Source organism: Kitasatospora sp. NBC_01302 (assembly GCF_035976515.1).
GTDB lineage: Bacteria > Actinomycetota > Actinomycetes > Streptomycetales > Streptomycetaceae > Kitasatospora.
Genome location: NZ_CP108404.1, coordinates 1,286,510 through 1,300,307 on the forward strand (window position 1 = coordinate 1,286,510; position 13,798 = coordinate 1,300,307).

Here is a 13,798-nt window from a genome sequence, read left to right on the forward strand (position 1 = left end):
GACCAACGGGCTGGCCTGAAATCGACGCCCCCTCTATGGATATGCCAATGGCATTGTCATAACGCAGGCGTCACTCAGTAGCCTTCCGTGTCAGAAGAGCGACGCGTCGTAGCGGACGTTCGGCCTCGCGCCGCCCTGCCCGACCGCTGTCACCATCCGAAGGAGCGTCAGGTGCCGGGGATCGACGACTGTTTGTCCGCGGCCCTGCGGATACCCGGCGCCCGCGGGGCAGGTCTGTTCGACTGGGGCAGCGGACTGGCGCTGGGCACGGCGGGCGCCAGCGCGGCCGAGGACCACGAGACCACCGCCACCGAGGCGACCGACCTGGTCAGGCTGGCCGCGGAGAGCCTGAGCTTCGCGGACCCGGGCGATCCGCGGCTGCCCCTGCAGGACCTGATCCTCACCAGCACCCGCAGCTACCACCTGTTCTGGCTGATCGGCACGGTCTTCGACAGCCGGCTGCTGCTGCACCTGTGGCTGGATCGCGACCAGGCCAACCTGGCCGGCGCGCGGCTGCGGCTGCAGGCCCTCGCGGAGGAGCTGGTGCTCGGGTGAACACCACCGCCGCCGTCCCCGTCCGCGGCGCCACCGGCATCGACGCCACCAGCACCGACAGCACCAACGTTGCCAGGGCCGACGTCGACGGCACCGCCTTCGACGAGGACGCGGCCGCCGTGGCGCGGCTGGCCGACCGGCGGGCCACCGGAGCGCTGCACACCGAGACCGGCACCCTCTTCCTCCACCAGGGCGCCGTGGTCCACGCGGAGAGCCCGCACTGCCTGGGCCTCGGCGAGCTGCTGATCGGCTGCGGACGGATCACCCCGGACGCCTGGCAGCGCCTGCTGGACCGGTTCGCCGGCGAGCACCGGATCGGGCGTCTGCTCGTCGCCCAAGGGGTGGCCACCACAGGCGAGTTGGAGGCCTGCTCGGTTGCCGCGCTGTACGACGCCGGCTACTTCGCGCTCGGCCCCGGCTCGCGTCACACCGGCTTCGAGCCCGGGGCGCGCCACTGGCTGGGTCCGGTGAACGCCGTGGCACCGCGGCTGCTGCACCGCGAGGTCGTCCGCCGCCGCCTGCTGCTCCAGCGGGTCTGGCCCTGGCCGCAGGTCGACTCGGCGCCGGTGGTGCGCACCGGCCGGACCCTGCCCGGCGCACTGCCGCCCGGCTGCCGGCGGCGCGAGATCCTGGAGCACGCCGACGGCCGCCGCACCCCGGCCGACCTGGCCCGTCTGCTGGGCCGCTCCAGCTACGCCACCGTGCTGGAGGTCCGCCGGCTCGCCGCGGCCGGCCTGATCGCCACACCCCCAGCCGTCACACCGCCGGCCCCCGCGCACCCGGCCCCCGCGCACCCGGCCGCCCTGCCGAGGGGCGCCGCCACCTGCGCGGTCGACGCGCTGTCGCGCCCCGCACCGCCCCACCCCGACGCACGCCCGCAACCGCTCCCGTGGCGCACCCGCGGCGCCTCCCGGTGCCGCGCGGCCGACGACCAGCTGTCCGCCCACGCCCCGGAGACCGCCCTGCTGCTCCGGATCCGAACCGCCCTGGAGGCTCGACTGTGACCCCCTCTCCACCCGCCGCCCCCCGCACCCGGTCATGAGGCGGGCACTGAAACCGCGCGGCGAACGGCGCCACTCGGCGGCCCTGGAGAACGCCCTGCTCGCCGAGCTGCGGGTGCTGCGCCAGCGGGTGCCGCACCTGGCCGGCGGCCTGGTCGCCAGCGTGGACGGCCTGCTGCTCGCCCACGACACGCACGGCACCGAGCCGGACAGCCTGGCCGCACTGACCGCCGCCACCCTCGGGGTTGCCCGGCGGCTGGCCGAGGCCACCGGCCAGGGCGACTTCCGCGAGTCGCTGGTCCGCGGCGAACACGGCTACGTGGCGACCTACGCGGCCGGCCCGGTCTGCGTCCTGACGCTGCTCTCCCACCCGGACGTGAGCGTCGGCCGCCTGCACCTGGAGGCGCGGCGCTCGGCGCAGCGGCTGGGCGAACTGCTCCAGAGCACCCCCTGACCACCCCCACCTTCCCTCCCCGCCTTCCCTGCACCACCGCACCACCCGACCCCACCACACCAGCAACCTTGGGAGAAACGACATGGCAGACGCCGACAGCTCGCTGCGCCAGGCGATGAGTACCGTGGAAGGCGCGATCGGCGCCGCCCTGGTGGACTACGGCAGCGGGATGGCGCTGGGCACCGTGGACGGCGGCGGCGGGCTGGACCTGACGGTCGCCGCCGCCGGCAACACGGACGTCGTGCGGGCCAAGCTGCGCACCATGGAGATGCTCGGGCTCAACGAGGGCATCGAGGACATCCTGATCACGCTCAGCAGCCAGTACCACCTGATCAGGCCGCTGACCAGCCGCAGCGGCAAGGGCCTCTTCCTCTACCTGGCGCTCGACAAGCGCCGGGCCAACCTCGCCATGGCACGCCACCAGCTGGCCAAGATCGAGGCCGACCTGGAGGTCTGACAGGCCCGCCCGCACCAGGGGATGGCGCGGACGGGCCTGTTGCCCCGTCCGCGCCATCCGTCATCCCCCGAACGGGGCAAACGCGCGGGTCAGCGGTTGCCCCGGCCGCACGGGCTGCATTCACTGATCGGAGTTCCGACTCCGAATCCCGGCCCAGGCCGGCCGCGCGAGGGTGGTGCAGGTGCTGTCAGCCCGCAGTCTGTTCCAGGAGATCCACAGCAACGACAAGGCGTTCCAGCTCTTCTGCTCGATCGCCGCCAAGGGCGAGGACCAGGGCGGCTGGGAGAACGGACGGATCGCTCTGCTGGTGGCGGACCAGGCACTCGCCCCGAAGATCGCCCGGCACGGCGCCGACGAGGAGAAGCACGGCCGCATCTTCAACGCGCTGCTGCACAAGCGCGGCCTGGGCGCCGTCCCGGTCCCCGACGAGACCGACTACACGATGCTCCTGGAACGCCAGGGCATCGGCCTGACCCACAACCGGCTGCGCCGGAACGAGCCGCTCACTGAGCGGGACGTGATCACCTACCTGGCGCACAGCCGGGTCACCGAGCAGCGCGCCGCCGAGCAGATGCAACTGCTGCGCAAGGTCTTCGGCGGCCATCCCGAGGTCGGCCGCGCCGTGCGGATGATCTCCGAGGACGAGGACAACCACCTCGCCTACTGTCACGAGGAGCTGCTGCGGCTGGCCGCGGCCGGCCACGGACGGCTGATCCTGCACACCCTCCAGCAGACGGCGCGCGCCGAGATCCGCACCTACCGCGACGTCAGCCTCGCCGTGATGGCGCACCTGGCCGCGATCCTGCACTGGCCGCGCGCCAAGTCCGCCGTGCTCGCCGGCGGCATCCACGCGGTCTACCGCTACGAACAGCTCGGCGGCTGGCGCCGGATGACCACCCTGCGGATGCCCGAGCGCCGCAACGCACTGGGCGGCCCGGCGACCAGCGCGCCGTAGGCGGACCCAGTCGGCGCGGCTCCCGCGCTCCCCCACTGCCCCTTCCCAGGCTCCGGGCGCTGTGATGGACTCGACCCGCACCGGCCCTGACCACCGATCAGTACCCGAGCGGCAGCAAGGAGCACGCATGGACACCACCGCGCCCCACGTCATCGTCGGCGCCGGCCTGGCGGGGGCCCGGGCCGCCGGGACCCTGCGCGAGGAGGGCTACCAGGGCCCGCTGGTCCTGGTCGGCGAGGAGAGCGAGATCCCCTACGAGCGGCCGCCGTTGTCGAAGGGCTACCTGCTGGGCAAGGACCCGCGGGACGCGGTCTTCGTGCACCCCGAGGAGTGGTATCGGGAGCAGCGGATCGAGCTGCGGCTGGGGACGGCCGTCACCGGTCTGGACCTCGCGGCGCACCGCCTCACCCTGGCCGGCGGCGGCACGCTCGACTACGCGAAACTGCTGCTCACCACCGGCGCCTCCGCCCGCCGCCTGCCGGTGCCGGGCGCCGACCTGGCGGGCGTGCACTACCTGCGCCGGCTGGCGGAGAGCGACGAACTGCGCACCCTCTTCCGCACGGCCAAGCAGATCGTGGTGATCGGCGCCGGCTGGATCGGCCTGGAGGTGACCGCCGCCGCCCGGGCCGCGGGCGTCGGCGTCACCGTGCTGGAGTCCCTGGAGCTGCCGCTGCTGCGCGTGCTGGGCCGCGAGGCCGCCGAGGTCTTCGCCGACCTGCACCGCGAGCACGGCGTCGACCTGCGGTTCAACGTGCAGGTGGCGGAACTCGTCGGCGACGGCGGGACGGTGACGGGCGTGCGGCTGGCGGACGGCTCGCTGGTGCCCGCCGAGGCCGTGGTGGTCGGCATCGGCATCGCCCCGAACACCGCCCTGGCCGAGGCGGCCGGCCTGACCGTCAGCAACGGCATCGCCACCGACCAGAGCCTGCGCACCTCGGACCCCGACGTCTTCGCGGCCGGCGACGTCGCCGACGCCCACCACCCGTTCTACGACCGCCGGATCCGCCTGGAGCACTGGGCCAACGCGATGCACCAACCGCGCGCCGCCGCCCGGGCCATGCTCGGCCAGGACGTCTCCTTCGACCGAATTCCGTACTTCTACACGGATCAGTACGACCTCGGCATGGAGTACACCGGCTACGTCGAGCCCGGCGGCTACGACCGGGTGGTCTTCCGCGGCGATGTCGCGGGCCGCGAGTTCATCGCCTTCTGGCTGGCGGGCGAGCGGGTGCTGGCCGGGATGAACGTCAACGTCTGGGACGTCACCGACCCGATCCGCGAACTGGTCCGCTCCCGCCGCCCCGTCGACGCGACCGCCCTCGCCGACCCGGACGTCCCGCTCACCGAGCTCTGAGCCCTAGATGTTCTGACCCGTGAGGTTGGGGACGCGGCTGGCGGGTGGCTTGCCTGCGAGTGCGGTGTGTCCGCGGTGGTGATTGTAGGTGTGGAGCCAGGCGGGGTAGGCGTCGCGTCGTTCCTGCTCGGTGCGGTAGGGCCTTGCGTAGGCCCACTCGTCGAGCAGGGTGCGGTTGAAGCGTTCGACCTTGCCGTTGGTCTGCGGGCGGTAGGGCCGGGTTCGCTTGTGGGTGATCCCGGCCGCCGCGAGGACGTCGCGCCAGGGGTGGGACTTGTAGCAGGAGCCGTTGTCGGTCAGCACGCGCTTCACGGTGATCCCGGCCCGGGCGAAGAACTCGTTCGCCCGGGTCCAGAACGCTGCGGCGGTGTCCTTGCGTTCGTCGGGGAGGATCTCGCTGTAGGCCAGGCGGGAGTGGTCGTCGACGGCGTTGTGGAGGTAGCTGTATCCGGCACCGGAGCGGGTCTTGCGGCCGGCCTGGCGGCCCAGGGTTTTGTGGCCGCCGCCGTCGGGGATGTTGCCGAGCTTCTTGATGTCGACGTGGACCAACTCGCCAGGTGCGCTGTGTTCGTAGCGTCGGATCGGCCGACTTGTGGCGCGGTCCAGGTGGGCCAGGCGGGCGAGGCGGTAGCGGGTCAGGACCCGGTGCACGGTGGCCGGGTTGAGTCGCAGGAGGTAGGCGATGCGGGCCGGGCCCCAGCGCCGCAGGACGCGGACCTTGATGATCCGCCGCTCGGTGCGGGTCGGGGTCCGGCGGGGGCTGTGGTGGGGCCGGCTGGAGAGGTCGACCATCCCGGCCTCGCCGAGCGCACGGTAGCGGTCGGCCCAGCGCTTGGCCGTGGTCGGCGAGACCTGGAAGCGCTCGGCGGCCCGACGCAGGGGCCAGCCGTCCTCGACCACGCAGCGGGCCAGGCGCAGGCGTCCGGTCTCGGTCAGGGGTGCGTTACGGTGTGGCATGAGGGCCTTTCTGAAGTCGGTGCAGATGTCGCAATCCACACCGAGCCAGAAGGCCCTCACTCATTTCAAGATCACCCAGCCGTGAGCTCTGTCACCAACCTCCGTGGTCAGTACACCTAGAGGCCGTGTCTCACAATTCCCGCCAGGCGCGCGACGCGAATTGTGAGACACGGCCTAGAACGCGGCCGGTGCCTGCGCGGGCTCGCGCAGGCGCACGGCCGTCTCCTCCAGGCCCGCGGTGTGCGAGCCCTTGAGCAGCACCAGGTCGCCGGGGCGCAGCGAGGCGAGCAGCAGGTCGAGCGCCGCATCGCGGTCGGGGACCAGGGTGCTGGACACGCCCTGGGCCCGCGCCTGGGCGTGGGTCAGCGCGGCCTCGTCGGTGCCGACCGCGATCAGCTCGGTGACGCCGGTGGCCGCCACCTGGCGGCCCAGCTCGGTGTGGTGGGCCGCCGAGTCCTCACCCAGCTCGCGCATCTCACCCAGGACGGCGACCACCCGGCGGCGCCCGTCGGCCATCGCGGCCACCGCGCGCAGTGCCGCCCCCATCGAGTCGGGGTTGGCGTTGAACGCGTCGTTGACCACCGTGACGCCGTCCGGGCGCTCGCTGACCTCCATTCGTCCTGGCGTCAACTGCCGTGCCGCACAGAGTGCTTCGGCGACCTGGTCGAGTCCGGCGCCGAGGCCGAGCGCGACGGCGGCGGCTGCGGTGGCGTTGGCCACGTGGTGCAGCCCGTACATGCCCAACTCGACCCGGGCGGCGGCGCCGTGGTGGGTCAGCGTGAAGGAGGGCCGGCCGGCCCGGTCCAGGATCACCTCGACGGCCCGTACGTCGCCCTGGGTCTGACCGAACGTCAGGACAGGGGCCGCGGAGCACGAGGCCATCGACATCACGTACGGATCGTCGGCGTTGAGCACCGCCAGGCCGTCGGCCGGCAGCGCCTGGATCAACTCGCTCTTCGCCGCGGTGATCGCCTCCTTGCTGCCGCCGAACTCGCCGATGTGGGCGGTGCCGACGTTGGTCACCAGGCCCACGTTCGGCGCCAGGATCCCGGTCAGGTAGGCGATGTGCCCGGCCCGGCTGGCCCCCATCTCGGCCACCAGGTAGCGGGTGCCCGGCTCCGCGCCGAGCACGGTCAGCGGCAGGCCGATCTCGTTGTTGAACGACCGCGGGGTGGCCACCGTGGTGTCCATGGTCTCCAGCACCTGGGCGAGCAGGTCCTTGGTGCTGGTCTTGCCGGCCGAGCCGGTCAGCGCGACCACCGTCGGGGCCTCCAGCCGTGCGAAGACCCCCTGGGCCAGCGCGGCCAGCGCGGCGACCACGTCGGGGACCACCACGGCCGGCACCCCCACCGGCCGGGCGGCCAGCACGCCCACCGCTCCGGCGGCGACGGCCGCGCGCGCGAAGCGGTGACCGTCGGTGTGCGCCCCGGGGAGCGCGACGAAGAGCGATCCGTGCTCGGCCAGCCGGGAGTTGATCACCGCCGGGCGGTCGACCAGCGCGTCCGGGTCGGGTGCGTCGTACAGCACACCGCCCACGGTCTCGGCGATCTCGTGCAGCGTCATGGGGACCACGGGCGGCTCCGCTCCGTCAGCAGGACACGACCCGGCCAGTGGGCCCTGGCCGGGGCATCGGGGTGGGGGGACTAAGCAGTAGAGGCTAGCCGCCGGCACCGGCCCAGCCGTTCCGACGCGCCTTGGCGTCCGCCGGATGGCTTGCGCCGCGCACGCCACGCCTTCCGGCTGCCCGGGCCCGGCCGGTCGTGCCCGCACCATGAGGGCGGCCGGCCGCCCCACGGCCCGGCGACCGGGTGGACAGCCCCCGACCGAGCACGAGGAGATGCGCGATGGCCGAGCAGCCAGCACCCGTCAGCGTGGTGATCGCCGCGTACAACGCGGAGCGGACCCTGGGCCCGGCGCTGGCCTCCGTACTGGCGCAGCTCCCCCCGCCGGCCCAGGTCGTCGTCGTCGACGACGGCTCGACGGACGGCACGGCCGCGGTGGCCGCGGCCTTTGCCGGGGTCGAGCTGATCACGCAGCAGAACCAGGGGCCCTCGGCGGCCCGCAACACCGGGATCCGCGCGGCCGGCCAGCCCTGGGTGGCCTTCCTCGACGCGGACGACCTCTGGCTGCCCGGCAAGCTGGCCCGGCAGCTCGCCATCGCCGGACGGCGCCCCGAGGCCGTGCTGCTGGCCGGCGACTGGGTCCGCACGGCGTCGACGCCGCAGCGTCCGGACGGCAACGCCATGGCGCCGGAGACCGAGACCCTGCTGGGCTACGGGGACCTGCTGGTGCTCAACCGGTTCCAGACCTCCACCGTCCTGGTGCGCACCGAGGTGCTGACCGCGTGCGGCGGCTTCGACCCGGCGCTCGACGGCGCCGAGGACTGGGACCTGTGGCTGCGCTGCGCCAAGCTGGGCCCGGCCGTCAAGCTGGACGTCCCGCTGGTGGTCTACCGCGACGAGCCGACCGGCTACAGCAAGGACCTGCCCCGGCTGTACCGGCGGATGCTGACGATGCTGCAGCGCGAACGGCACGGGACCACACTGACCGCCGTCGGCTTCGCCCGGGTGCTGACCTGGCACCACCTGCGCTTCGCGCTGGCCTTCCTGCTGGCCGGTCAGCCGCACCACACCCGGGGAGTGCTGCGCGAGGTACGGCTGGCGGGCCTGGCCCGGCACGTGCCCGGCGCGGCCGTGGGCTACCTGCTCCCTTTCCTGGGCGGCCGGGTGCGGCGCCGGCTGCGCCGGGGCTGAGCCGCGGACCCGCGGCCGGCGGCCGGTCGCCCACCCAGCGATCGCTCACCCAGCAGGCGCTCGCGCAGCAGTCGCTCACCCGGCAGTCGCTCGCCCAGCAGTCGGTCACGCAGCGAGAAGCCGGCCGGCGCCAGCGCCGCCAGTCCCAGGCTCACCGGCAGCGCGCTGGCCACCACGGTCAGACCGACCAGCAGCGGCAGCACCGCCCGTACACCGGCCACCGGCGTCATCGCATGGACCGTCAGCCAGGCGAGCAGCGCGGCCGGCAGGCTGGTGGCCAGCGCCCTGGCCAGCGCCGGCAGCACCGTCGGCTCCTCGGGCAGCACGCCGATCCGCCGGCGCAGCACCACGGCGGCGGCGAGGGCGGCGACCGCGTAACCCACCGAGACCGCCACCGCCACGCCCTGCACCCCCGCCGAGCGGTAGAGCAGCAGCGCCAGCAGCACGGTCAGCCCGTTGTTCAGCACGTAGAGCGCGAACGCCGAACGCAGGTCCTGGATCGCCTGGAAGACCCGGATGAAGTACAGGTAGGCGGAGAAGCCGGGCAGCCCGAGCGCCAGCACGGTCAGCACCTGCCCGGTCAGCGCCGCACCCGCCGCGCTGGTCGCGCCGTGTCCGAGCAGCAGGCGCACGATCGGGTCCGCCAGCGCGGCCAGCACCGCGGCGATCGGCACCATCAGCAGGACCAGCAGCCGCAGCCCGCCGGTCACCGCCGTGCGCAGCTCGCGCACCCGCCCGGCCGCCCAGTCGCTGGCCCAACCCGGCTGCCGCGCGCCGGTGATGGAGACCGCCACCACGCCGAACGGCACCTGGAAGAAGCTGTAGGCGTAGGTGTAGGCGCTCACTCCGCCGGGCCGGCTGTTGGCGAACAGCAGCACCGCGAAGAGCGCGGCCTGGTTGGCGGCGACCATGGCGAAGGTCCAGCCGGAGAGCCCGGCCACCCGCCGCACCGCCGGCTCGCGCGGGGCCCAGTGCCAGCGCAGCCGGGCACCGCTGCGGCGCAGCCCGAGGAGCACGATCAGCGTCTGCGCGGCGACACCGGCGGTGGTGCCGAGTCCGAGGAGCAGCAGCAGCGTCGGGTCGGCCAGCGCCCGGCCGGTCGAGCTGTGCCGCAGGGTGCCGGAGAGGAGCAGCAGCACGCCGATGAGCACCAGGTTGTTGGCGATCGGGGCGAAGGCGGCCAGCGCGAACCGGCGCAGGCTGTTCAGCACCGCCGTGGCCAGCGCGATCACCCCGTAGAGCAGCACCTGCGGGGCGAACAGCCGCAGCAGCCGCACCGCCACCGCGTGTTCCGTCCCGGCCGTGCCGCTCGGGGCCGCCAGCGTGTAGCCGCGCATCAGCGGCCCCGCACCGACCGCGACCAGGCCGGTGATCAGGACCAGCACGACCAGACAGAGCGTCACCACGGCGGACACTCCGCGCCAGCCGTCCTGCTCGTCCTGCGCCTCGCCGCCGGGCCGCAGGCGCGCGACGAAGACCGGGACCAGGGTGGCCGACAGCACGCCGCCGAGCACCAGGTCGTAGATCATGTTCGGCGTGGTGTTGGCCAGGTTGTAGGCGTCGGCGAGCGGGGTGACGCCGAGCGCGTAGGAGAGCGCGAAGACCCGGCCGAGGCCGGTCAGCCGGGACAGCGCGGTGCCGGCGGCCATCGCCAGTTCGGGGCGCGGCCGGCGGGCACGGCGCTGCTCGGGGGCGAGCACGGGGGCGCTCACGGGGGCGGCACCGCACGCGGCGAGACCTCGTCGGCCGGATCGGTGAAGCCGAGCCGCGCCTCCTCGACCGTGCCGTGCGTCAGATCACCGACCGTCACGCCGTGCCCGCGGCGCTCCGCGCGGCGCCGCCGCCGGACGGCCGACCGCCGGGCCGGGGGCCAGCCACGGGCCGCCAGCGCCGCGCGGGCGTGCTCCCGGTCGTCGAAGGGCAGTTCGCGGCCCGCCACCTGCTGGGTGGTCTCGTGACCGCGGCCGACCACCAGCACCGCGTCACCGGGTTCGGCCCGGGCGACGGCCAGCCGGATCGCGGCGGCCCGGTCGGGTTCCAGCACCACCCGGTGGTCCGGCCGGTCCAGTACGCCGATGAGCATCTGCTCGACGATCACCCGCGGATCCTCGTCGCCGGGGCTGTCGCTGGTGAGGATGGCCGTGTCGGCGCCGGCGGCGACCCGGCCGGTCTCCGGGCGCTTGTACCGGTCGCGCCCGCCGCGGCAGCCGACCACCAGGTGCACCCGGCCACCGGGGCCCACCAGGTCGCGGCAGGTGGCCAGCTGGCCCGCCAGCGCACCGGGGGTGTGCGCGTAGTCGACCACGACCAGGAACGGCTGCCCGGCGTCGACGAGTTCGGAGCGGCCGGGGATCGGCGCGCAGCCGGCCATGCCCGCCGCGGCCTCGTCGGCCGGCACCCGCATCGCGCGCGCCGTCAGGTAGGCGGCGGCGAGGTTGGTGCTGTTGCAGGAGCCCAGCACGGGGGCGGAGAGCTCGACCAGGCCGTCCGCGCAGTCCAGTCGGATCCGGGTGCCGTGCCGGTCGCAGCAGGTCTCGGTGATCCGCGCCTCGGCCCCTTCGCTGTGGCCGAAGGTGAGCACCGGCACCAGTGCCTGGGCGGCCAGTCGCCGGCCCCACTCGTCGTCCACGCAGACCAGTGCCTGCCGGCAGCGGCCGGGGACGAAGAGCAGCGACTTGGTGTAGTAGTACTGCTCCATCGTGCCGTGGTAGTCCAGGTGTTCGGCCGACAGGTTGGTGAAGACGCCCACGTCGAAGGCGATCCCGGCCACCCGGTGCTGGTCCAGGGCGTGCGAGGAGACCTCCATCGCGGCGGCCCGCACCCGCTCGGCGCGCATCCGGGCGAAGACCCGCTGCAGGTCCGGCGCCTCCAGGGTGGTCAGGGCCGAGGCCCAGCGGTGCTCGCCGATCCGGGTCTCCACCGTGCCGAGCTGCCCGGCCCGCCAGCCCGCGGCGACGAAGGCCGCGTGCAGCAGGTAGCTGGTGGTGGTCTTGCCGTTGGTGCCGGTCACTCCGGCTATCGACAGCCGTTCGGCCGGACACCCGTGCAGGGCCGCGGCTATCGGGCCGATCGCCCAGCGCACGTTCGGCACCCGCAGCTGCGGCACGTCGAGTTCGAGGAAGCGCTGCACCAGCAGGGCCCGGGCACCGGCCGCGACGGCGGCGGCCGCGTGGTGGTGGCCATCCGTCCGGGTGCCGGTCAGCGCGCAGAACAGCCAGCCGGGGCGGACCTGGCGGCTGTCGTGGGTGCAGTCGACCACGGCGGCGTCACCGCCGCGCAGCTCGGCGCCGGGCCAGGTGGTGGCGAGCTGGGAGAGCAACACCGACGCGCCGGGGGCCGCGCCCTCCGCCGGCCACCCGGCCAGGTCGGGCGCGAGCGGCCCCGGACGCGCGGGGCGCGGCCCCAGCGCTCTGCGGTAGCCAGTCATGCTCGTCCCTCCAACACGCGCGGCGGCTGCCGGCCCCGGGCGGGGCCGGGCGGGCCGCCCGGCCGGGTCTCCGGCGCTCCTTGACGACGCTAGGCGAGGTGATCGTCACGTGCAGCTCGGCGGCGACCACCGTGCGTGAGGGAGGGTGTCCCGGTACGGCGGGACGATCGGCGACAGGGCCGTCAGTGGTCGTCCCAGTGGCCCTCGTGGGCGGCGTGGCGGTGTCCGTCGTGCACGTAGTCCACGTGGTCGCCGTGCGGCACGGCGACATGGCCGCAGTCCGTGCCGTGCTGGTGGCCCTCGTGCCCCGGGTGCACCTCGTGTCCGCCGGTGGCGCACTCGTCCACATGGCCCTCGTGGACCCGGTGCAGGTGCCGGTCGTGGGCGTAGTCGACGTGGTCGCCGTGCGGGATCGCGACGTGGCCGCAGCCCTCGCCGTGCTGGTGCGGGTGGTCGGTGTGGGGCTCGTGCTGCGTGGCGGCGGTCATCCGGGGACGTCCTCTCGGGGGTGCGGAACAGCGGCGGTGACAAAAGGCCCGCTGCCGCCCGAAGATAGCGATATCCGCACAGAACGGGCGAGCCCGACACGACCACCGGCACCCCGCGCTCTGCTGCCGGCTCCGGTTCCGGTTCCGGTTCCGGTTCCGGCAGCAGCCGATCGCCGTCCGGCGCCGAGCCGACGGTCAGAGCGAACCCAGCACCTCCACCAGCCGGTCGATCTCGGCCGGCGTGTTGTGGACGTGCAGGCTGACCCGCACCGAGCCCTCCCGCTCGTCCCGGCCCGCCTGGCAGAGGCTGTCGGAGCGGACCAGGAAGCCGTGCGCGGCCAGCACGAACCCGAGGTCGTCGGACTTGATGCCCTGGTGCCGGAAGGTCACGATCCCCTGCCGCCGCTGGACGGTCGAATCCGCGGCCAGACTCAGCTGGCAGCCGAGCACCTCGTAGTCGGCCAGCCGGCGCAGTCCCTCGGTGAGGCGGGCGGCCAGTGCCACCGTCCAGCGCTCGATCCGGGCCTCACCGGCGGCGGCCAGCCAGTCCAGCGCCGCGGTCAGCGCGACGGCGCCGACGGTGTTCGGGGTGCCGGACCAGCCGCCGGGCTCGAAGCGCGGGCCACGGGTGTTGCGGGCCCACACCGCGCCGCTGCCCGGCAGCGCCATCGCCTTGTGGCCGGAGAAGACCACGAAGTCGACGTCGAGCGTGCCGACGTCCAGCGGCAGGTGGCCGACCGACTGCGCGGCGTCCAGGCAGATCGGCACCCGAGGGCCGACCGCCTCGCGGATCCGGTGCACGTTCAGGTTGCCGCCGTAGACGTGGTGGACATGCGTGGCGGCGACGAACGCGGTGCGCTCGCCCACCAGTTCGGCAAGCGCGGCGGTGTCGTAGTCCTGCGAGGAAGCCTGGTAGGGCAGCGGGCGGACGGCGATCCGCACGCCCCGGGCGGCGAGCAGCCGCTCGGCCTCCAGCCAGGGCAGCAGGTTCGCCTGGTGGTCGGCGAACGGGACGACGATCTCGTCGCCGTCGGTCAGCAGGGTGGTGAGCCAGTCGCGGGCGACCGTGCGCAGGCCCTCGGTGGTGCCGCTGACGAAGTGGACGGCCGAGGGCCCGTCCGGGTCGTGGTCGCCGAGGAACCCGGCGACCCGCTGCCGGGCCTGGGCCAGCAGTGCGGTGGTCCGGTTGGCCCAGGGGTAACTGCCGCGTCCCGCATTGGCGTTCTCGGTGGTCAGATAGGTCTGCACGGCCGTGAGGACGGCCTGCGGCTTCTGCGCGGTGGCCGCGCTGTCCAGGTAGGCGAGCCCCGGGTTGGCCACGATGATCGGGAACTGCTCGCGCAGCTCCCGCTGCCACTCCGCCAGACTCGCCAACTCCTCGTCGCTGGTTGTCACTT

The 13,798-nt window shown here is 74.1% G+C and carries 13 protein-coding genes; 7 read left to right on the forward strand and 6 right to left on the reverse strand.

What is annotated here, in order from left to right; genetic code table 11:
- The first annotated feature begins 192 nt into the window (after positions 1–192).
- From OG294_RS05740 to OG294_RS05765, 6 genes are all read left to right on the forward strand, one after another.
- Complete coding sequence (locus OG294_RS05740; RefSeq protein ID WP_442789112.1) at positions 193–555, forward strand: hypothetical protein; 363 nt, start codon at positions 193–195, stop codon at positions 553–555.
- Positions 552–1,559 (forward strand): winged helix-turn-helix domain-containing protein, encoded by a 1,008-nt coding sequence (locus OG294_RS05745; RefSeq protein WP_327065308.1) that lies wholly within the window; start codon positions 552–554, stop codon positions 1,557–1,559. Before OG294_RS05740 ends, OG294_RS05745 begins: the two co-directional genes overlap by 4 nt.
- A 34-nt stretch (positions 1,560–1,593) precedes the next feature.
- Complete coding sequence (locus tag OG294_RS05750) at positions 1,594–2,010, forward strand: roadblock/LC7 domain-containing protein (protein WP_327065309.1); 417 nt, start codon at positions 1,594–1,596, stop codon at positions 2,008–2,010.
- Positions 2,011–2,092: 82 nt separating this feature from the next.
- Positions 2,093–2,467, forward strand: a complete 375-nt coding sequence (locus tag OG294_RS05755; RefSeq protein WP_327065310.1) for a hypothetical protein — start codon at positions 2,093–2,095, stop codon at positions 2,465–2,467.
- A gap of 181 nt (positions 2,468–2,648) precedes the next feature.
- Positions 2,649–3,422: a ferritin-like domain-containing protein gene (locus OG294_RS05760; RefSeq protein WP_327065312.1), complete on the forward strand. Its 774-nt coding sequence runs from the start codon at positions 2,649–2,651 to the stop codon at positions 3,420–3,422.
- Between the two features lie 127 nt (positions 3,423–3,549).
- Positions 3,550–4,776, forward strand: coding sequence for an NAD(P)/FAD-dependent oxidoreductase (locus OG294_RS05765; RefSeq protein ID WP_327065313.1), 1,227 nt, complete (start codon positions 3,550–3,552; stop codon positions 4,774–4,776).
- Positions 4,777–4,779: 3 nt separating this feature from the next.
- Here the strand turns inward: OG294_RS05765 and OG294_RS05770 are convergent, their stop codons facing one another.
- On the reverse strand, positions 4,780–5,733 hold the full coding sequence (locus tag OG294_RS05770; protein WP_327065314.1) for an IS481 family transposase: 954 nt from the start codon (positions 5,731–5,733) through the stop codon (positions 4,780–4,782).
- Positions 5,734–5,907: 174 nt separating this feature from the next.
- Positions 5,908–7,305, reverse strand: a complete 1,398-nt coding sequence (locus OG294_RS05775; RefSeq protein WP_327065315.1) for a UDP-N-acetylmuramoyl-tripeptide--D-alanyl-D-alanine ligase — start codon at positions 7,303–7,305, stop codon at positions 5,908–5,910.
- A 272-nt stretch (positions 7,306–7,577) separates the two neighbouring features.
- On the opposite strand from OG294_RS05775, the gene OG294_RS05780 reads away from it, so the two are divergent.
- Complete coding sequence (locus OG294_RS05780; RefSeq protein WP_327065316.1) at positions 7,578–8,486, forward strand: glycosyltransferase family 2 protein; 909 nt, start codon at positions 7,578–7,580, stop codon at positions 8,484–8,486.
- Here the strand turns inward: OG294_RS05780 and murJ are convergent.
- From murJ to OG294_RS05800, 4 genes are all read right to left on the reverse strand, one after another.
- Positions 8,432–10,198: a murein biosynthesis integral membrane protein MurJ gene (murJ, locus tag OG294_RS05785; protein ID WP_327065317.1), complete on the reverse strand. Its 1,767-nt coding sequence runs from the start codon at positions 10,196–10,198 to the stop codon at positions 8,432–8,434. The two genes, OG294_RS05780 and murJ, sit on opposite strands and share 55 nt — an antisense overlap.
- A complete protein-coding gene (locus OG294_RS05790) occupies positions 10,195–11,913 on the reverse strand; it encodes a UDP-N-acetylmuramoyl-L-alanyl-D-glutamate--2,6-diaminopimelate ligase (RefSeq protein WP_327065318.1) in 1,719 nt (572 codons plus the stop codon). The genes murJ and OG294_RS05790 overlap by 4 nt, the downstream gene beginning before the upstream one ends.
- 182 nt (positions 11,914–12,095) lie before the next feature.
- Positions 12,096–12,401 (reverse strand): hypothetical protein, encoded by a 306-nt coding sequence (locus tag OG294_RS05795; RefSeq protein ID WP_327065319.1) that lies wholly within the window; start codon positions 12,399–12,401, stop codon positions 12,096–12,098.
- Positions 12,402–12,596: 195 nt separating this feature from the next.
- Entirely contained in the window at positions 12,597–13,796 is a 1,200-nt protein-coding gene (locus tag OG294_RS05800) for an aminotransferase class V-fold PLP-dependent enzyme (RefSeq protein WP_327065320.1), read from the reverse strand.
- Between the last annotated feature and the right edge of the window lie 2 nt (positions 13,797–13,798).

Bases quoted from the DNA above. Each gene is read 5' to 3' on its own strand.
- OG294_RS05750 (WP_327065309.1), top strand. From the start codon at position 1,594: ATGAGGCGGGCACTGAAACCGCGCGGCGAACGGCGCCACTCGGCGGCC.
- OG294_RS05755 (WP_327065310.1), top strand. From the start codon at position 2,093: ATGGCAGACGCCGACAGCTCGCTGCGCCAGGCGATGAGTACCGTGGAA.
- OG294_RS05765 (WP_327065313.1), top strand. From the start codon at position 3,550: ATGGACACCACCGCGCCCCACGTCATCGTCGGCGCCGGCCTGGCGGGG.
- OG294_RS05770 (WP_327065314.1), bottom strand. From the start codon at position 5,733: ATGCCACACCGTAACGCACCCCTGACCGAGACCGGACGCCTGCGCCTG.
- OG294_RS05780 (WP_327065316.1), top strand. From the start codon at position 7,578: ATGGCCGAGCAGCCAGCACCCGTCAGCGTGGTGATCGCCGCGTACAAC.
- OG294_RS05790 (WP_327065318.1), bottom strand. From the start codon at position 11,913: ATGACTGGCTACCGCAGAGCGCTGGGGCCGCGCCCCGCGCGTCCGGGG.
- OG294_RS05795 (WP_327065319.1), bottom strand. From the start codon at position 12,401: ATGACCGCCGCCACGCAGCACGAGCCCCACACCGACCACCCGCACCAG.